The organism is Bythopirellula sp. (assembly GCF_041737835.1).
GTDB lineage: Bacteria > Planctomycetota > Planctomycetia > Pirellulales > Lacipirellulaceae > Bythopirellula.
Map to the genome: position 1 here is coordinate 127544 of NZ_JBGSQY010000004.1, position 18673 is coordinate 146216.

Below are 18673 nucleotides of genomic sequence, written 5' to 3' on the forward strand. Positions count from 1 at the left end.
AGCACGACACGTGAGTTTTCATCTGAGCCTAAGCACCGAAACGGTGATGGCCGCCTACCCTGAAAAGCCGCTCATCGTTGCGCCGGATGCGACCGTGGGTGGAGTGCTCGAACTGATGCGCGCACAAAAGACCGGCAGCGTGCTGATCTGCGAAGGTGGCAAACTTGCTGGCATCTTTACCGACCGCGACGCGCTGCGTTGGATGGCCAATCAAGACGTCGGGGCCAACGAGCCCATCTCGAAACTGATGACCGCCAGCCCTACCACGCTTCCAGCGAATACGACCGTGGGTGAAACGATTCAGAAGATGTCGGACGGTCGCTATCGTCACCTGCCGATCATCGATGACAACAGTTGTCCCAGCGGCATGTCCACGGTTTATGGAATTGTTCACTATTTGGTGGACCACTTCCCACAAACGATTTACAACTTGTCGCCGCAACCTGGGCAAGTACCCGCCGAGCGCGAAGGCGCCTAACATTCCCTATTACATCGCTTTCATAGCAAATCATCCAAAGGACCAGTTTGGCAATCATGGCCACAGCGACTCCCTCGAAACCCGTCTCGGAACTTGTTGAAGCAACCGTAAGATTTTGTGGCGACTCTGGCGACGGCATGCAGCTCGCCGGAACTCAATTCACCAATACGTCGGCGTTGTTGGGTAACGACGTCGCTACGTTCCCCGACTTCCCCGCCGAAATTCGCGCTCCGCGCGGTACGAAGGCCGGCGTCTCGGGCTTCCAGATCCACTTTTCCAGCACGCAAATCTACACGCCGGGTGACACGGTCGACGCCCTCGTGGCGATGAACCCCGCGGCACTCACCACCAACATTGGTGACTTGCGCGACGGCGGTATTTTGCTTGTGAATAAAGATGCCTTCGACGGCAAAGGCCTCGAGCAGGCCGGCTATGCCACCAACCCGCTCGAAGATGGCAGCCTGAGCAAATACAAGCTGCATTCGGTCGACATGACCCGCCTGACGCGGCTCGCGGTCGACGGCCTCGGTTTGAGCCAGAAAGAGGCCGACCGTTGCCGTAACTTCTTCGCGATGGGTTTGGTGTTCTGGCTGTACGACCGTTCGCTGGAACCGACATTGCGTTTCATCGAAAGCAAGTTCGGCAAGCTCCCCGGCGTTGCCCAGGCGAACACCAACGCTTTGAAGGCGGGTTACAACTACGGCGAAACCGTCGAAGCGATCAACACACAGTATCACGTTGGCCCCGCGAAGTTGAAGCCGGGCAAGTATCGCAACATCGAAGGCAACGAAGCGATGGCTTGGGGCTTGCTAGCCGCGGCTCAGCTGTCGAATAAGCGGATGTTCTTGGGTGCTTATCCCATTACGCCTGCCAGCGATATTTTGCACTACCTGTCGAACTACAAAAACTACGACGTTTTGACCTTCCAAGCCGAAGACGAAATCGCGGCGATCACCGCCACGATCGGTGCCGCATTCGCGGGTGACATGGCCGTCACCGCTTCGAGTGGTCCTGGTATCGCACTCAAGGCCGAAGCGATGGGTCTGGCCGTGATGACCGAACTTCCGATGCTGATCATCAACGTGCAGCGCGGCGGTCCTTCGACGGGCCTCCCCACGAAGACCGAACAAGCCGACTTGCTCCAGGCACTTTACGGCCGCAACGGCGAATGCCCGATGCCGGTGATCGCGGCCCGCAGCCCTGGCGATTGTTTTTACGTGGCTCAAGAAGCCTGGCGAATCGCGACCCGCTTCATGCTCCCCGTGATGGTGCTCACCGACGGTTACATTGCCAACGGTAGCGAGCCTTGGCGGATTCCGGAGATTTCGGAGCTTCCCAAGATCGCCATCAAGCATCCCGATGGACTCACCAACGGCGATGAGTTTCTGCCCTACGAGCGCGACGAACGGTTGTCGCGGCCTTGGGCAATTCCCGGAACTCCGGGCTTGGAGCATCGCATCGGCGGTTTGGAAAAGGCGAACATCACGGGCAACGTGAGCTACGACCCCATCAACCACGAAAAGATGTGTCACCTGCGGGCACAAAAGGTGGCCAACGTGGCCGACGATATTCCGCTACAGGAACTCGACGGTGCGGAAACGGGCGACCTATTGGTGCTGAGCTGGGGTGGTCCTTACGGCGCTTGTGCGACGGCGGTCCACACGGCACAAAAAGCCGGCAAAAAAGTAACTCACTGCCACCTGCGTTACATCAATCCGTTCCCCAAGAATCTGGAAACGATTCTGCGGAACTTCAAACAAGTTTTGATTCCCGAACTGAACCTGGGTCAGCTCAGTATGATTATTCGGTCGAAATTCTTGATCGACGCGATCAGCCTGAACAAAATCCAAGGTAAGCCTTTTAGCGTCTCCGAAATCGTCACCAAGATTAATTCACTCGTCGCGTAAAACGCGCACTATAACTATGTCGCGTAAAACGCGCATAAAGCGATCCTCCCATGAGTATTGAATCCACGCTTCCGATATTAAAACCTGCCGACTTCGCTAGCGATCAGGATGTTCGTTGGTGTCCTGGCTGTGGCGACTATTCGATTCTCGCCCAAATGAAAAAGGTGCTGCCCACGTTGGGCGTGCCCCGCGAGAAGATCGTGTTCATCTCGGGCATCGGTTGTTCGAGCCGCTTTCCGTACTACATGAACACGTACGGGATGCACTCGATTCACGGCCGTGCCCCCGCGGTGGCGACGGGGCTCAAGAGTTCCCGCCCCGACCTGCAAGTATGGGTCATCACGGGTGACGGCGACGGGCTGTCCATCGGTGGCAATCACTTGATGCACGCCATCCGCCGCAACGTGGACCTCAACATCGTGTTGTTCAACAACCGGATCTACGGTTTGACCAAGGGTCAATACTCGCCGACTTCGCCGTTGGGCAAGAAGACCAAAAGCACGCCGATGGGTGCGATTGATAATCCGCTCCATCCGCTGTCGATTGCCATTGGTTGCGAAGCGACGTTTGTCGCCCGCAGCATCGATACCAACATCAAACACTTGGGCGACGTGTTGAAGCGAGCCGCCGAGCACCGCGGCACGTCGTTCGTCGAAGTTTATCAAAACTGCAACGTGTTCAACGACGGTGCTTGGGAATATGCCAAGGACCGCGACACCAAAGAAGACACCACACTGGAACTTGAGCATGGCAAGCCATTGATCTTCGGCAAGGAACGCAAAAAGGGGATCCGCCTGCACGGTCTGGATCCCGAAGTCGTCGAGTTGGGAAAAGGCATTAGCGAAGACGATCTGCTGTTCCACGATGAAAAGGCGACCGAGCCGAGCCTGGCCTATTTGCTCAGCCGGATGCGGTATGAAGATGGATTCCCCGAGCCGATCGGCGTGTTCCGCGCCGTCGACCTGCCGCGCTACGACCAGATGGCCAACGCGCAAATCGAGCAGGCGATCAAGGACAAAGGGAAGGGCGATCTCGAAGCACTCTTTAATTCCGGCGACACTTGGACGGTTTCATGATTCCTTGCCCAGCCTGTGGTTTTGATAATTTGGAAGGTGCTGACCACTGTCAACAGTGTCAGCTGTCGCTCTCGGATTTGAGCCATCCTCATCCGCGGACGACGCTTGAAAAAGCGTTGATGAAGGACCGCATCGAGCTGCTGCAACCGCGCAAGCCGCTGGCCGTTTCGCCCGACGACAAAATCGGCGACGTGCTGAAAAAAATGGTCGCCGAGAAAATTGGCTGCGTGATGGTGATGGAAGGGGATGAGCTTGCCGGCATCTTCACCGAGTTCGACGCGCTGATGAAGGTCAACACGAGTATTAAATCGCTCGCCGACCGGCCGATCAGTTCGGTCATGACCACCAAGCCGGTCACTCTGAATATCGAAAACAAGATCGCCTACGCGCTGCATCAGATGCACGTCGGCGGTTACCGCCACTTGCCGATTCTCTCCGGCGGCAAGCTCGTGGGTGTCTCTTCGATCCGCGACATTCTCAACTATCTCGCCCAGCGACTCGTCCCGGCGTGAGAATTATTGAACGTGCTCAGTCGCCCATTATTCTAAAGGCTGGCTGTTGAATCGGGCCGATGGCTGATTCGTAATTGGCATATCCCGAAGGGATTCTATCATTCAGCCTAGGGTTGCGAGCTTGCGAGCTACCCTAGGAATGGGCATTCGATCCTCGGCTACCCCGCAGGGGTTGGATCAATCCCAAACGTATCGCTCATCGAATTCAATTTCGTATTTTCTCAACAAACGACGATATTCGTCCAGGTAGGCCGCTCTAAATACTCCTATAACCCAGGGTAGTCGCTGGAAGCGACCAACACTGGGCTGAATGATAGAATCCCTGCGGGATAGAATTCGAGAGACGGATTGTGTGACTATCACTGGCATGTCCGCTGCTGATGAAATCAGCCGCCACGCGCTCGCGTCCGGTTGGCATTTTTGAAATCCGCTCTAGTACAAGCGATGAAATATTGGCGAGGAACCAAGTCAATGACTCTTAATAGCTTAACCGCCGCGGAAGTTGCTTCGGGCGTTGCCCAACGGCTTGCTGATTTTTTGCCATATGCTAACACTTCGCTCGCCATCGAGGTGCAGCAGGCGATTCATCTGGCGCGGCAATTGCAAACTCGCGCCAACGAATTACAAACCCCTGCCGAACGGCGACAGCAAGGCGAACTCGATCGCATGATCCAGTCGCCGCACGACAAGGCGACGCTCACGCAGCTCACCGATCAGGCTTTTCGCTCGCAGCTGCCGCATCGGGCGGCGGATCAATTCATTCATATTCTCGACGTGCAGGGTGTGCCTCGCTTCTTCAGCACGTTCGACCGCACGCTGCTCAAAGGGTTTCAATCGTTCGGGTCGTATCTGCCTGGCGTGGCGATGCCCTTCGTCAAGGAAAAGATGCAGCAAGAAACAGCGAACGTCATTCTGCCCGCTGAGGAAGAGTTGCTCAAAGAACATCTCGAGCAGCGCCGCGAAGCGGGGCTGCGGATGAATGTCAATTTTCTGGGCGAAGCCCTGCTGGGCGAACAAGAAGCCGAGCGACGGCTGGAGAATTACCTCGAAGCGCTCCAACGACCCGAGATCGAAGTCTTGTCAGTCAAAATTTCGACGATCTATTCGCAGATTTCCGCGCTCGCCCGCGAACACACGGTCGAAATTCTGTGCGATCGGTTGGAGCTGCTCTTCCGCGCTGCGATGAAGCACGAATTCGTGCGGCACGACGGCACGCGGGTTAAGAAGTTTGTTTACCTCGACATGGAAGAGTACCGCGACATGTCGCTCACGGCGGAAGCGTTCATGCGTACGCTGGATCGGTCGGAGCTTGTGAAATGCCAAGCGGGAATCGCGCTGCAGGCGTATATTCCCGACTCATTTCTCCAGCAGCAAAAGATCACCGCGTGGGCGCGCAAGCGAGTCTCCGTGGGGGGAGCACCGGTGACGATTCGCATCGTGAAGGGGGCCAACATGGAAATGGAATGCGTCGAGGCCAGCTTGCGCGGTTGGCCACAGGCTCCGTTTAACGAGAAGATCGAAACCGACGCCAACTACCACCAGATGCTCAAATTTGGCATGCAGGAGGAGAACCTCAACGCCGTGCGGTTGGGAATCGCTTCGCACAATTTGTTCACGCTCGCTTATGGACTGGTGCTCGCCACGCATGCGCAGGCTCATGACCGCGTGCAATTTGAAATGCTCGAAGGGATGGCCAATCACCAACGGCGAGCGCTCGTGGAACTTTCTAAGAACATGTTGCTGTATGCCCCCGCCTGCAAGCAAGAAGATTTTATTAACGCGATTGGTTATCTCGTGCGGCGGCTCGACGAGAACACCGGCGACGAAAATTTTCTCCGCCATGCGTTCCGGCTCACTGTCGATAGCGACGAGTGGCGAAAGCTGGAGCAGGGATTTGGAGAATCGTTTGAGAAGATTCCGTCTTTATCGAGCAAACCAAGGCGAACGCAAGAGAGGGGTCAGCTGCCAGAGGTCGGAGGTCAGGGTGAAGAGCCTTGGACCTCATCTCCGGCCTCTGACCTCTGGACTCTCTTTCGCAATGAGCCGGATACGGATTGGTCGCTGACACAGAACGGCCAGTGGGCTGATGATATTCTTGAGCGGTGGAAAACTCTTTGCGACGCACAAGCGGCGACCGTGCCGCTTGTGATCGCGGGAGAAGAGATTGCCAGCAAGCGTGAGCAACGCGATTCGCAGGATCCTTCACGGCCCGGCGTGGTTGTGGCCCGCTATCACCAAGCGAATAAGGCCGACATCGAACAAGCGGTCACCTGTGCGCAGCACGATCCGGCGGGTTTGCGAAAACTTTCGCCGCGAGAACGCACGGAAATTCTCTTTCGCGTGGCCAATGAAATCGCCGCCCGGCGCGGTGATCTGATGGGTGCCATGTTGGCCGAAGGGGGAAAGTTGCTCACGGAGAGTGATCCCGAAGTTTCCGAAGCGATCGATTTTTGTCGGTTCTATGCTCAATCAGTGGAAGAGTTTCACAATCTCGACAATCTCAATGCTCGGGGTAGGGGAGTTGTGGTGGTGGTTTCGCCGTGGAATTTTCCGTTGGCAATTCCCTGTGGCGGAATTGCAGCGGCGCTGGCGGCGGGGAACACGGTGATTTTCAAACCGGCCAGCGACACAGTTTTGATCGCCTATGAATTGTGCTGCTGCTTTTGGGAGGCCGGCGTTCCGAAAACGGCTTTGCAGTTCGCGCCATGCAGTGGCGGCAGCGTCGGACAGCAACTCGTGACCCATGACGCAGTCGATGGCGTAATTCTCACCGGTGGCACGGAGACTGCGCTGCGGATGCTGGCCGCGAAACCGACGCTGAAACTCTTTGCCGAAACCGGCGGAAAGAACGCGACCATCGTCACGGCGCTTGCCGATCGTGATCTCGCCATCAAGAACATCCTGCACTCGGCCTTCAGCCACAGCGGGCAAAAATGCTCGGCCACGTCGCTCTTGATCTTGGAAAGCGAAGTCTATCACGACGCCAAGTTTCGTGAATCGCTCGTCGATGCGGTGGAAAGTTTGCGGGTGGGAAGTGCCTGGGATCTGGCGACGAAAGTTGGGCCGTTGATTCGCCCGCCGAGTGGCGAACTGGAACGCGGGCTGAAGGAACTCGAAGCCGGTGAATCTTGGGCCGTGAGGCCTCATTTGCACGTGCAGGAGAATCCTCATCTGGTCAGCCCCGGCGTGAAGTGGGGTGTCACAAACAACAGCTATACGCATTGCACCGAATTCTTTGGACCGCTGCTGGCCGTGATGGAAGCGCGCAACTTGCACCACGCGATTGATCTGGTGAACGCGACGGGCTATGGACTCACTTCGGGACTGGAAAGTCTCGACGACCGCGAACATCAATTGTGGCAGGATGGAATTCGTGCGGGGAATCTTTATATCAATCGGCCCACGACGGGAGCGATTGTGTTGCGGCAACCTTTCGGTGGAATGGGGAAAAGCGCGATCGGGCCCGGCATCAAGGCGGGTGGGCCAAATTATGTCGCACAGTTTATGAAATTCGAAGAACCATCGTCTTCCGTCGGCGACTATCAAAATGTCGCAGCCGAGGACGGAAGTCCACGGTCCCCCACAGATCTCGGCGACACGGGCCTCGATGATTTCTGTGAGGCGCTGCGCATGACTGCGGCGCGGGGTGGTATCGACGCCGAGGATGCGGAACAAATCGTAACGGCGGCCCAAAGTTACGAACATTGGATGGGCCAGGAATTCTCGCTGTCGCACGATCACTTCAAGCTGCTGGGGGAAGACAATTTTCGTCGCTATCTGCCGATCAAGACCGTGCATGTGCGCGTGCATGCCGATGACACGCCGTTTGAAATTTTCGCGCGGGCGTTGGCTGCGCACACGGCTGGGTGCCGCACGGTGGTGAGCTCGCCGCCGGAGTTGGATGCGCCGGTCGTGCAGCTGTTGGACGTGCTCACTGACAGCTGGGCGGGGGCGATTGAGTTCGTCGAGCAGTCGGATATCGAATTAGCTCAACTCCTGCGCGAAGGGCAGATCGGACGATTACGCTACGCCAGCCCCGACCGTGTGCCGTTTGAACTGCGCACCGCCGCGGCAGCCAGTGGCGAGTACATCGCCGACGAACCCGTCTCCCGCCATGGCCGCGTGGAATTGCTCCGGTATTTCCATGAGCAAAGTCTCACGCATGTTTATCATCGGTATGGGAATTTGGGGGCGCGGAGCGGGGCCCATTAGCTATTCTGACGCCGCAGAATGAATACACCAGTCATCATAACCAAGCCGAGCAATGTAGTCGGCTCGGGGACATAAAATCCAGGGTTCGCAAGATCAATGTAGTCAGTCGAAACCCAAGGAATCCCTGGCGTTGGGAAATTTGGAGGAAAGCCACTTGGGCTAGGTGCCAAGTACGAACCATAACCATCACTAACACTCGAGACAACCCACGCTGAATTGGGATATTGTACCGTTCCACCATCCCACGGTCGGTTCCGCGAGACCCCACTGCCACGAGCATCGGAGGTGTAGGTCAGTGAATCAACTAAAGTCGAGGTGTCTTGCGTGAACGAATTGTAAATATTGATCGTATCCGCATTGCCAAGATTTGAGAGCTGCCCAAAAGAAAAGACGCGAATAGTTGGGTCAAGTTCCCAATACGAGCGAAAGTCGGCTACCGTCATTTGGGTGAAGACAATACTTTCGCCAGCAGCGATCGATCCGATGGATGGTCCCCAATTGATCGGATCATTTGTATTGTTATCGTTATAAGACCACGTCGATGCATCTACAGCTGAACTTCCAAGATTCGTGATCTCGAAAAATTCACGCTGGCGACGGCCTCCATTACCCGAAAGAATATCACCTTGCCCTTCGGACATAAACTCCGTGATTCGAACCGCACTTATGGCAGGTTCAACAGTAAATGATATGGCAAGTACTGTGCAGATCACTGCGAAAAACGATCGAGTCATGAGCAATTCCAAGGATGAAGACCAAGTGTTTTGTAACTCTCAATACAGTCAAGTTGAGAATTCACATGGTAGATTACGACAGGCAACGTACAAGTTCGATCCACAAAACTTAACTAAATCTTCAAGCAAAAATTTGCAGAACTTAACTTTTCGTCACCACTCAATCGCCTTCCGCACATCCCACGGCGCGAACTCTTCGCCGCCGGCGATGTTGCCGAACGTGGTTTCCATCCATTCGCGCGGATAGCCAGAGAAAAACGGCACCGCGTTGGTGAGTCGATCGCGTAGCTCCGCAGGCAAGTTCCAATCTCCCGTGGGGAGCCATTCGGTGACTTGCTCCGCCCGCTTGGCTCCGACGATCACGGCCGACACGCGGCGATCTCCCAACAGCCAGCTAAGCGCGACTTGGGCGGCGCTGACGCCGGTTTCTTTCGCGACGGCCACGACTTCGTCGATGATGCGAAAGCTTTCGTCGTTCCAATAACGGGGCAAATCGATGTTTGCCCGCTGACCGACGCGGGAATCCTTGGGTGGGCCGGATTTCTGATCGTACTTACCGGCGAGCAGGCCCCCCGCGATAGCGCTCCAACAGAGCATCCCCATTCCTTGATCGGCACAGGCGGGAAGAATTTCGCGCTCGATATCTCTACGCAATAAATTGTAAAGATGCTGGCCGCTGATGAGTTTGGTAAGCCCGAGCTCCTTGGCCACGGCATTGGCTTTCACCATTTGCCAACCGTAAAAGTTGCTGCAACCAAGGTAACGGACTTTGCCGGCTTTTACCAAATCGTCGAGCGCTCGCAAGGTTTCTTCAAGCGGCGTGAACGGATCGGGGCCATGCAACTGATAGAGATCGATGTAATCGGTTCCCAAACGGCGCAAGCTGGCTTCGGCGGCGGAGATGATGTGCTTGCGCGAAAGCCCCTTGCCGTTGGGCGTGTCGCGCATGCGGAACCAACACTTCGTGGCGATCACCAGATCGTCGCGGTTATGATTTCGGAGCGCCTTGCCGACAAACTCCTCGGAAACGCCCTTGGAATACATGTCGGCCGTATCGAGAAAGTTGCCGCCCCCAGCGATGAAGCGGTTCGTGATGTCGATCGAAGTGGCTTCGTCACAGCCCCAACCTTCCATGCCGAAGGTCATCGTGCCCAAGCAAATTCGCGAAACCAACAAGCCGGAATCGCCGAGATAGCGGTATTTCATCGTGTAGCTCCCAGAGTATGTGAGGCTACGATGATAACAAATTCAAGAACGACATTAAACGCAGAGGTCGCGAAGTTCGCTGAGGATCCTTGGCATTCTCCGCGAACTCTGCGTTAAACTATTCTTCAAAGCCGGGTGATGGCCGCCGACTTCTTTTTCTTGCACACCTTCCAAGCGGTTTTGGCGTACTCGCGATTCAGCCGTGCGAGCCGAACTTTGCGCACGTCGAGCGTTTGACGCTCGCCGTTGGGTTGCTTGACCAAGACGAACGGCAAGCAGACAGAAACCACCTTCAGCGGCACGCCCCCCGTCTCAGGCAAATAGCAGAGCCGCACCAACTCCTCGCGGCGCTCGAGCTTCGAGTCGCAACCCCAGAAGAACGACGGCAAATCATAAAACACGTGCAGCGGCGAAACGAATTCGCCGGCGCGGATTTCCTCCGGCGCGAGCGGTTTGGCTAGCGTGCTGGCCGTCGTGTTGACTGGCTCATCAGTTTGGGAAGAAATTGCCATGGAAGACAAGACAGTCGACCGCGGGCAAGGTTCGGGGAGAAAGATTGATAGAACACGGACAAACGCGGATTTGGCGGATGAGCGCGGATCGAATTCTGTATAAGAAGAACAAGAATATAATCCGCGAATATCCGCATGATCTGCGTTCCTCCGCGTTCTATTCGTCATTCGTCACTACGGCTGACTTGAGCTTCTTGCACTTTCTTGCGGCGGACTTTGCGTACGACCACGCGCCACGCGCCGTGCTCCAAGGTTTCACCACCGGTGACTTCGTGGCCAAGATGGCCGATAACCCATTCGCTCAGCGTGTTGGCCCCGCCGGGGGGGAGGTCGTCAACAAGATTCATACCCGTCGCGACTTTCAGGCGTTCCAGCGGCACGCCACCACCCACGACCCACGCATGGCCCGAAGAAACAACGTGTGCGGGCAAGCGGTCGTACTCATCTTCGATCTCGCCGACGAGTTCTTCCAGAATATCTTCAAGTGACACCATGCCGATGATTTTTTCCTGATCATTCCGCACGACCGCGATGTGAGTATGCTCACGCATTAAGCGTTCCAAGCATTCGGCAATCGGCTGGTTTTCGCGAAAACTGGGGAGCCGCCGCACGATCGAACGGAGCGAGGGGTCCTTGGGATTCATCCGCAGCGTGGCGATGATGTCCTTCACGTTCACATAACCCACCACCGTTTGCAGGTCACCCAGCGTTTCGACGACGGGAAAGCGCGTGTGCATATCAAGATGCGCGGTGACCAAACTGTCGCCCAGCGTGGCATTGATGCTAAGCATCCGAATATGCTCAGCGGGGAGCATGATATCGCGCACGGGTCGCGATTGCATTTCGGTCGCGCCGTGAATGATCCCTTCTTCACGATGGCCGATCAATCGCGAGGCACGAGCGAGGGCCGCTGTCGCGCGAATTTCGTGCAACTCGGCGGTTTCTGGTTTTGCACCACCCTCCTTGCGCAAACCTTCGCCCCACGACATGATGCCCATCACCACCGTTTCAAACATCCAGACCGCCGGCCAGACGCTGAAGGCAAACCATCGCATGAAGGGCGAGAGCCGCAGCGTAACCCACTCGGCATTGCGCAGCGCGAATATTTTTGGAATCAGTTCGCCGAATATGATGGTGAAGACCGTGAGAGGCAACACGACGCAGATCAGCGCGAGAAACTCGGCCAGTCTTGGCGAGAAATCAAATTTCGCTTCCAAGATGGGAGCCAGATTTTCGTCGGCCCCCGCGCCACCGACCGCCGCGGCAATGGCACCGACGAGCGTGATGCCGAGTTGCACCACGGCGAGGCTCGCCTCCATGTTCTCTTTCATGTAGAGAGCGACTTTGGCCCCCGCACGATTGTCGGTGGCGAGGCGCTGCAGACGAGCGACGGTGATCGAAGCCAGGGCGATTTCGTAGCCCGCGAAGATACAATTCACGCCGATCATTGTGAGCATGACGGCGATTTCCAAACCCCACATTCAATCAGCCTCGGGAGACAACGATTCTCACGGCAATGCGCCCTGGTTGAGCCATCCAATCTACGGAAAAAGCGACGGATTGGACAGACATTTATCAATAGAACGCAGATGAACGCGGATTGGGCAGATGGACGCAGATAGAATTGTGGTTTGAAAATCCAGAAACTTATCCGCGTAGATCGGTCAAATCTGTGTCATCCGCGTTCTATTCTTCTTGAATACATAGCGACTCCTTGGATTGGATCAGCGACCCCACAACCATCCCCACAATCGCCATGAAGAGCCCGGCGAGTTGTTGCGGGAAATGCTCGCCCAGTGGTGTGGCCATGAACAGAATCCAGATCCCCACGCCCAGGGCGATCGACAGAATAGCGCCGGTGTTGGTTGAGCGTTTCCAGTACAACCCCGCCACGAGCGGGACAAACGCGCCGACGACCGGCAGTTGATAGGTGGTCGAGACCAGATCGTAAACCGAGGTTCCTTCCATGATCAGGGCATACATGAGAACCAACGCGGTGAAGACGAGTACCGTGTAGCGCATCAGGCGCAGCTCATATCGGTCGCTCATCCCCGGCCAGAAGTGCTTCAAGATGTTTTGCACGAACACCGTTGAAGGAGCGAGAATTGTTGCCGAGGCGGTCGACATGATCGCGGACAGCAGCGCGCCGAAAAACATGATCTTCGCGAACTCCGGCATGTGGTTGACGACCAGCTTCGGCAGGACCTTTTGCGATTCGGTGTCGCTACCCATCAGTTCTGCTGTTTCCTCGGGCATGATGATCAGACTGCTCGTAACGATGAACATCGGCACGAGGGCGAATAGCAGGTAACCTGTACCGCCAATAATTGGACCAGCGACGGCGACGCGCTGGCTCTTAGCCGACATGATGCGCTGGAAGATATCTTGCTGGGGGATCGAGCCAAACATGATCGTGATGCCCGCGCCGATGAAGAACATGATGTCTTTGAAGTTCGCTTCGGGAAAGAATCGCAAGAGATCACGCTCGGAGGCGAGTTCAAAGACCTTGGCTGGACCGCCCGCCATGTCGCCCGCGATGAAGGCGATGCCGGTGAGTCCCAGGACGATCACGATCATTTGGAAGAAATCGGTGATCGCGACCGACCACATGCCGCCGTAAACGGTATAGAGGAGAACAATGGCCGTGCCGACGAAGGCTCCTTGGCGAGTGCTGATGGCGTCGTGGGTCAGCACGGCAAACACAAATCCGAGGGCCGTGATTTGCGCGGCGACCCAACCGAGATACGAAAAGATATCGACCACCGAACAGAAGAGCTCGACCTTCTTGCCGTAGCGTTCACGATAGAAATCGTTGATCGTGAGGAGCGACATGGGATAGAGCTTGTGGGCAAAGAAAAGCCCCACCAGGATCAAGCACATCGCCGCGCCCCAGGGATCTTCGACCGTCGACGACATACCGCCATGCAGAAATTTGGCGGGAATGCCCAGCACCGTCTCCGCGGCAAACCAAGTAGCGAACGTCGTGGCAATGATCACCGACAACGGCAACGACCGCCCCGCGACGGCGTAGTCCTCGGTGCTTTTCACCCGCCGCGCAACCCAGAGCCCGACGGCGATGGAGGCGAGGAGGTAGAGAATGACGAAGGTGAGGAGCATGGTAGATAAACTAGATATTCTCTCAGGAACAATACAATTAACAGAGGATAAATTATGCAGACGGCCATGCGATTAGAGCAAGCGAACCTTTATAATTAGTTCGCGTCTACTATATTTCTATGGGATCCGCAATGAAACCTGAACTTCGATTTAAGCTTCTGCAGCAAGAAGGCTTTCTCTTTCAACATTGTTTGACACGAGGCATAACAGCGCTGCGCAATGCAAATGATTCTGAAACGGGCAATTTCTATGTTGCTTTTTTTCAGCTTTCGATTGGACTGGAACGGCTAATGAAGACCATTGCCATTCTTGATCACATGTCCAAAAACAGCCTTGACCCTCCAACAAGTGGTGCGCTCAGAGATTTGGGCCACAAGCTTCAGCGTTTGTTTGATCATCTCAAGTCATTGCGAATTAATGGTGACAATGCGTTAGCTGAGATCCCTGATGGAAGTATTGAACTCGATATTCTTGGCGTCCTGGATATATTTGCTACGAAGGCAAGATATTTCAATCTCGACTCTTTGGTAGCCGCTGAAAAAACTGCAGATCCTCTCGATGAATATACTTTGGTTATTCAACGAATTTTAAATGAGGACGTTCCTGCAAAGCAACAACTGAAAGTTGCGGTTGACCGGTCTGCACAAGCAACTGCGTTTTCTGGTGTAAGTATCGCGATCGACCCTACAACTCCAGATCAGACTTCTGCGCAGATACTTCAAAGTATGTTTGTTACACCGGCTCTACAAGACTTGGCTGCCAAATATGCCACCTATCATGTAATAGAGTTAATAGCTGCTCTGCGAAAACTGCTGCACCTAGTCGTTGATGCTGCGCAGGCTATAGATCGTCAACAAGGAAATTTGACTTGTTCAATTCCATATATGTATGAATTCCTTGGATTCTCTTACGGACGTAAATCCGACATTTTGCGCAAGAAACGCTGGCCGTAGCTGTTGGGATATAAAATGAAATATGACAAAAGCATAAGTCAAACATATCAAGCACTTGGTGAGTTCGTAATCGTCTTTCAATGGGTAGAACATCTCTATCGCCAAATTGGTTGGTTCATTCTCGACCCGGAGCACAAGCAGTGGCCACCCATGCAGTTACGACAGGAGTCAAATCACGATCTCCTAAATAAGGTTACCGCACTATACGTTGACTTGACGCAACAGTATGAACTTCCATTGGGCGAGCAGAAATCCAAAGAGATGATCGTGCTGAAAGATCAATTCCATGAGCTACGGAGATATCGTAATCGCGTTGTGCATTCTACCTACGTTGAGCTAAAAGCAGGAGGAGAAACTCTTGGCTATATCCGTGCCAATCCGGAGATAGGTGTTGACACCGATTCAGGCGAGAACTGATCTACGATCAAGAAGACTTCTCTGCTGAATCCATCTACATCGAACTAAAGAAATACGAAGAATGCATGCTTCAATTAGGTATAAATTACAAGCAACTGTTTCAATGGCATCCGTTTGACCGTCATGGACAACGTACCAAGAGGAAATGATAGATCAACATGTTCTCACGGCTCGATGCTGCTGAGAAACTCTTCTAGGTTCGGATACCCATCGCCGTCGGGATCGCCCAGATGGTCGTCCTTTTGGGGATTCAAACCATGCTCTTTTTCCCAAGCGTCGGGCATGCCGTCGTTGTCGGAATCCTTGGCAGGAGCAGCCGAGTGGTAGGGTGGCCAGCCTCCCACGTCCGCCTGTGAGTTGATCAATCCCCCCGTGCCGGTGCGAACTTGTTTCACGATACGGGCATCGATGGCATCGCGCTTTGGCAAAATCGCGCCGGCGGAATCGAGCACAGCTTCGTAAGCCGCTTCGGCGGGTTGCGTTTCCACGGTTGCCACTTCAAACGGTTCGTTGCGTTTGTTCCGTGGCTGCACACTTTTGACGAGTTGCCAGAAATCGTCGTTCTTCGCGCCGGCATCTTCTTGGAAATTGCCTTGCTGATACATTTCGGTTGTATCACCGCCGACTTTAAACGCCGGGCCATTGAGCTTGCGGAGGTAGTTGCCGACGTAATTCATCCGCACGGGATCCTCGGCCGAATAGCCGTTGCCGTCGTAGATGACGTTGTTGCGAAAATCGAACAACAAGCTCCCATCGCCATACGTGCCAGGGCGGGGGCAGCGAGTGCGATGATGGGCATACAGATTGTGATGAAAGCTCACGTCGCCGTTGGTGCGGATCAATGAGCCGAAACCATGGTCCCCTTTGTGATGGGCCCCTTTGTTGAGCGACTCGGAAATGATGCACCACTGGACGGTGACACCGGTGATTCCTTCGCCCGACACGGTGCAGGTTTCATCAGTCGACCAACTGGCCGAGCAATGGTCGAGAATCACATTCCGCGAAGGGGCGCTGATCGTGACGGCATCGGGTTCAAACGATTTGCCTTTTTCGCGCAGAGCTGCCGCGGGTTCATCGCCGGGACGAAAACGCAGGTGTCGAACCACGACGTCGTTCGTACGAACCGTGAAGTTGTAATTCTTGAGGCAGATTCCGTCGCCGGGGGCCGATTGTCCCGCGATCGTGCAATACGGCCGGCGGCATTCCAAGGGTTTTTCGAGTTCGATAACGCCCGCGACTTTGAACAGAATGTAGCGAGGCCCGCGAGTCTCCAAGGCCGCGCGGAAACTCCCGGGGCCAGAGTCGTTCAGATTCTCAACGAAAATCACTTTGCCGCCGCGGCCACCTTGCGCGTTAGCGCCGAAACCTTCGGCACCGGGGAAGGCGGGGGTCGGTTGCTTATCGGCAATTGCCGGCAATGCTGCTAATAGCATGAATGCTAGGGCTAGAAGAAACTTCATGAACCACCCTTGAGCGCAAAAGATAAGACTGAAAGAAAAGCTAGAAGCAGCTTACTTGGCGACGACGCTTATTTCCAGCTCACACCCCAGGCCAGCTGCATATCGCTCGAGAGTTTTAAGCGTGGCATTCTTTTGAGATTCCAGCCGAGCGATATTCCCGCGCGTCATGCCCGTGAGTTCGGAAAGCTGTCCGAGGCTCAGTCCTTTGGACTCTCGCAAAGCTCTGAGTTTGGCAATTGTCACCTTCATCGGATCAGCCTTGGCGGGCGGAATCTCCTTCTCAACTTTTTTTCGTAGGCTTTTCAGTCGAGCGGATTCCGCCGGCGTCAGCTTACGGTTGCGCGTCACGCTTTGATAAGTCTTTTTCGCCATTTCGACTACTCCTCCACGCAATAAGCCGTCACCGGATACATCGTCAATTCATCAAGCATTTGATAAACCACGACGACTTGCTCGCCGCTCGTCAATCGTCCCGACACTAACGGCAAGCCCGACGAGCGGCTTTGGCTTCTCTTGAGCGGATGCTGCACAACGAATTCAACATCCGCGGGCACCAATCCATGCTCGGCGATGTGCTGCACATTGCCGTCCGGATCATCAGGCAAATCCCAAAGGATGTCGATGATCGGCATGGGAGAGCGCCTTCATAAATGATAGCACCAGAAACGGAAAGGTCAAAACACAGGCTTAATGTTCTTGAGCCGGGCTTCCGTTTCCGCCATCAGAACGTCTTCAGCGGCCTCGTCGGCAGCTTCGTAGGTGATGCTGAAACGCAAAAACGCACCGGCGTCGTCCCAGGGCACGGTGCAGATCGATTGTTCTTTGATCAGGTACTGGCTAGCAGCCTCTGCATTCTCAAATGTGGGGCCACCATCCAAACCTTTTGGCGACGGCGTGTAGAGAAAATAAGTTCCTCCCGGCATGCTGCACTTGAAGCCGCAGCGCTGGAGCGTGGCCACCAACTTTTCCATCCGCCGTTTGTACTTGGCGTGAATTCGCGCGGGGATCGAAGCATCGTCCAACGCGGCTGCGGCGGCCTTTTGGATGGCGATGAATTGGCCGGAGTCGCAATTGTCTTTCACGTCGGCAAAGGCGCGGACGATGCGCTCGTTGCCGCACACCCAGCCGAGCCGCCAGCCGATCATGTCGAAGCCTTTGGACATCGAATGGACTTCGACGCCTACTTCCTTCGCCCCAGGCACGGCGAGGAAGCTGTTGGGCTTTTGATCGAAGGAAAGCAGCGCATGCGCGGCGTCCTGCACCACGACGATGTCATTCTCTTTAGCGAAACGGATCACCGATTCGTAAAACTCGCGGGTCGCCGTCTTGCCCGTGGGGCTGTTGGGATAGCAGAGCACCAACAGCTTCGCCCGCTTCTTGATGTCGGCTGGAATCCCCGCCAGGTTGGGCAAGAAATTGTTCTCGGCCAATAGCGGCAATTTATGAACTTCACCACCATAATAAGCCGTGTGCGTGCCAGCGACCGGATAGCCTGGCACGGTCATGAGCGTCACATCGCCCGGATTGATAAACACGGCCGGCAAGATCGCTAGCGCCGTCTTCGAGCCTATGCAGTGATTGATCTCGGTGGCGGCATCAAGCGTCGCGCCATATTGCCGTTGCATGAAGCGCGCGACGGCTTCCTTGTATTTCCCGATGCCGTTGTCGGCGTAGCCACGATTCTCAGGCTTGCCGATTTCCTCGGCCATTTTGCGCAAGACGACTTCATCGGCCACGCCGTCGTTCTCCCCAATGCCGAAGTCGAGCAGCTTACGCTCGGGATGCTCGGCGAGAGCTTGGCGCTTGGCGCGTTTGATCTTCTCGAACTTATAGATGGCAGTGCCTTTACCATATTGGGCACCACCAATGCGGTCGGCAAACAGAGTTTGGAAATAGGGATCGGACATAAGAATTTGACTGTTGCGTGGCAGGTTATATGGGAAACTCGCTAGGATACCGCAAGTTTTTATTCGGAACAACCAGCGAGAAACTGGGCTATTTCGGCTTCACAAATTGAGCATCACCCAAACTTGCATGCTTCATAATGCAAAGAAACCAAGAAAAAGTTTGACACACCATTTGAAATGAG

Annotated in this window: 16 protein-coding genes; 7 read left to right on the forward strand and 9 right to left on the reverse strand. The window is 55.1% G+C overall.

The features are described 5' to 3' along the window. Positions 1-10: 10 nt before the first annotated feature. The 5 genes from AC6T8Q_RS01990 to AC6T8Q_RS02010 all read left to right on the forward strand — a co-directional run bounded on the left by AC6T8Q_RS01990 (position 11) and on the right by AC6T8Q_RS02010 (position 8185). Complete coding sequence (locus AC6T8Q_RS01990) at positions 11-478, forward strand: CBS domain-containing protein (protein ID WP_500677497.1); 468 nt, start codon at positions 11-13, stop codon at positions 476-478. 56 nt (positions 479-534) lie between these two features. Continuing rightward, positions 535-2385, forward strand: a complete 1851-nt coding sequence (locus AC6T8Q_RS01995; protein ID WP_500677498.1) for a 2-oxoacid:acceptor oxidoreductase subunit alpha — start codon at positions 535-537, stop codon at positions 2383-2385. Between the two features lie 50 nt (positions 2386-2435). Beyond that, entirely contained in the window at positions 2436-3461 is a 1026-nt protein-coding gene (locus tag AC6T8Q_RS02000) for a 2-oxoacid:ferredoxin oxidoreductase subunit beta (RefSeq protein ID WP_496920780.1), read from the forward strand. Next, positions 3458-3973, forward strand: coding sequence for a CBS domain-containing protein (locus AC6T8Q_RS02005; protein ID WP_500677499.1), 516 nt, complete (start codon positions 3458-3460; stop codon positions 3971-3973). Before AC6T8Q_RS02000 ends, AC6T8Q_RS02005 begins: the two co-directional genes overlap by 4 nt. 471 nt (positions 3974-4444) lie before the next feature. After that, positions 4445-8185 carry a proline dehydrogenase family protein gene (locus AC6T8Q_RS02010; RefSeq protein WP_500677500.1) on the forward strand — a complete coding sequence of 1247 codons (3741 nt, stop codon included), beginning with the start codon at positions 4445-4447 and terminating at the stop codon, positions 8183-8185. On the opposite strand, the gene AC6T8Q_RS02015 is transcribed toward AC6T8Q_RS02010, so the two are convergent. The 5 genes from AC6T8Q_RS02015 to AC6T8Q_RS02035 all read right to left on the reverse strand — a co-directional run bounded on the left by AC6T8Q_RS02015 (position 8182) and on the right by AC6T8Q_RS02035 (position 13754). Then, entirely contained in the window at positions 8182-8919 is a 738-nt protein-coding gene (locus AC6T8Q_RS02015; RefSeq protein ID WP_500677501.1) for a lamin tail domain-containing protein, read from the reverse strand. The genes AC6T8Q_RS02010 and AC6T8Q_RS02015 overlap by 4 nt on opposite strands. A gap of 153 nt (positions 8920-9072) precedes the next feature. Next, positions 9073-10125 (reverse strand): aldo/keto reductase, encoded by a 1053-nt coding sequence (locus AC6T8Q_RS02020; RefSeq protein WP_500677502.1) that lies wholly within the window; start codon positions 10123-10125, stop codon positions 9073-9075. A gap of 125 nt (positions 10126-10250) precedes the next feature. Continuing rightward, positions 10251-10637 (reverse strand): hypothetical protein, encoded by a 387-nt coding sequence (locus AC6T8Q_RS02025; protein ID WP_500677503.1) that lies wholly within the window; start codon positions 10635-10637, stop codon positions 10251-10253. Positions 10638-10801: 164 nt separating this feature from the next. Next, positions 10802-12094 (reverse strand): hemolysin family protein, encoded by a 1293-nt coding sequence (locus AC6T8Q_RS02030; RefSeq protein WP_500677504.1) that lies wholly within the window; start codon positions 12092-12094, stop codon positions 10802-10804. Between the two features lie 229 nt (positions 12095-12323). Next, a complete protein-coding gene (locus AC6T8Q_RS02035; RefSeq protein ID WP_500677505.1) occupies positions 12324-13754 on the reverse strand; it encodes a high affinity choline transporter 1 in 1431 nt (476 codons plus the stop codon). A 131-nt stretch (positions 13755-13885) separates the two neighbouring features. Here AC6T8Q_RS02035 and AC6T8Q_RS02040 point away from each other — a divergent pair, with 131 nt between their 5' ends. After that, on the forward strand, positions 13886-14707 hold the full coding sequence (locus AC6T8Q_RS02040) for a hypothetical protein (RefSeq protein ID WP_500677506.1): 822 nt from the start codon (positions 13886-13888) through the stop codon (positions 14705-14707). A 15-nt stretch (positions 14708-14722) separates the two neighbouring features. Further along, positions 14723-15124 carry a hypothetical protein gene (locus AC6T8Q_RS02045; RefSeq protein WP_500677507.1) on the forward strand — a complete coding sequence of 134 codons (402 nt, stop codon included), beginning with the start codon at positions 14723-14725 and terminating at the stop codon, positions 15122-15124. A gap of 164 nt (positions 15125-15288) precedes the next feature. Here the strand turns inward: AC6T8Q_RS02045 and AC6T8Q_RS02050 are convergent, their stop codons facing one another. From AC6T8Q_RS02050 to AC6T8Q_RS02065, 4 genes are read right to left on the reverse strand one after another with little or no spacing between them, the layout of a single operon-like run. Continuing rightward, entirely contained in the window at positions 15289-16584 is a 1296-nt protein-coding gene (locus tag AC6T8Q_RS02050; protein WP_500677508.1) for a pectate lyase, read from the reverse strand. A 51-nt stretch (positions 16585-16635) separates the two neighbouring features. Continuing rightward, a complete protein-coding gene (locus tag AC6T8Q_RS02055) occupies positions 16636-16956 on the reverse strand; it encodes a helix-turn-helix domain-containing protein (protein WP_500677509.1) in 321 nt (106 codons plus the stop codon). 5 nt (positions 16957-16961) lie between these two features. Further along, positions 16962-17216 carry a hypothetical protein gene (locus tag AC6T8Q_RS02060; protein WP_500677510.1) on the reverse strand — a complete coding sequence of 85 codons (255 nt, stop codon included), beginning with the start codon at positions 17214-17216 and terminating at the stop codon, positions 16962-16964. Positions 17217-17258: 42 nt separating this feature from the next. Beyond that, positions 17259-18491 (reverse strand): LL-diaminopimelate aminotransferase, encoded by a 1233-nt coding sequence (locus AC6T8Q_RS02065; RefSeq protein ID WP_500677511.1) that lies wholly within the window; start codon positions 18489-18491, stop codon positions 17259-17261. Between the last annotated feature and the right edge of the window lie 182 nt (positions 18492-18673).

Bases quoted from the DNA above. Each gene is read 5' to 3' on its own strand.
- AC6T8Q_RS01995 (WP_500677498.1), top strand. From the start codon at position 535: ATGGCCACAGCGACTCCCTCGAAACCCGTCTCGGAACTTGTTGAAGCA.
- AC6T8Q_RS02000 (WP_496920780.1), top strand. From the start codon at position 2,436: ATGAGTATTGAATCCACGCTTCCGATATTAAAACCTGCCGACTTCGCT.
- AC6T8Q_RS02005 (WP_500677499.1), top strand. From the start codon at position 3,458: ATGATTCCTTGCCCAGCCTGTGGTTTTGATAATTTGGAAGGTGCTGAC.
- AC6T8Q_RS02010 (WP_500677500.1), top strand. From the start codon at position 4,445: ATGACTCTTAATAGCTTAACCGCCGCGGAAGTTGCTTCGGGCGTTGCC.
- AC6T8Q_RS02015 (WP_500677501.1), bottom strand. From the start codon at position 8,919: ATGACTCGATCGTTTTTCGCAGTGATCTGCACAGTACTTGCCATATCA.
- AC6T8Q_RS02020 (WP_500677502.1), bottom strand. From the start codon at position 10,125: ATGAAATACCGCTATCTCGGCGATTCCGGCTTGTTGGTTTCGCGAATT.
- AC6T8Q_RS02025 (WP_500677503.1), bottom strand. From the start codon at position 10,637: ATGGCAATTTCTTCCCAAACTGATGAGCCAGTCAACACGACGGCCAGC.
- AC6T8Q_RS02030 (WP_500677504.1), bottom strand. From the start codon at position 12,094: ATGCTCACAATGATCGGCGTGAATTGTATCTTCGCGGGCTACGAAATC.
- AC6T8Q_RS02035 (WP_500677505.1), bottom strand. From the start codon at position 13,754: ATGCTCCTCACCTTCGTCATTCTCTACCTCCTCGCCTCCATCGCCGTC.
- AC6T8Q_RS02040 (WP_500677506.1), top strand. From the start codon at position 13,886: ATGAAACCTGAACTTCGATTTAAGCTTCTGCAGCAAGAAGGCTTTCTC.
- AC6T8Q_RS02045 (WP_500677507.1), top strand. From the start codon at position 14,723: ATGAAATATGACAAAAGCATAAGTCAAACATATCAAGCACTTGGTGAG.
- AC6T8Q_RS02050 (WP_500677508.1), bottom strand. From the start codon at position 16,584: ATGAAGTTTCTTCTAGCCCTAGCATTCATGCTATTAGCAGCATTGCCG.
- AC6T8Q_RS02055 (WP_500677509.1), bottom strand. From the start codon at position 16,956: ATGGCGAAAAAGACTTATCAAAGCGTGACGCGCAACCGTAAGCTGACG.
- AC6T8Q_RS02060 (WP_500677510.1), bottom strand. From the start codon at position 17,216: ATGCCGATCATCGACATCCTTTGGGATTTGCCTGATGATCCGGACGGC.
- AC6T8Q_RS02065 (WP_500677511.1), bottom strand. From the start codon at position 18,491: ATGTCCGATCCCTATTTCCAAACTCTGTTTGCCGACCGCATTGGTGGT.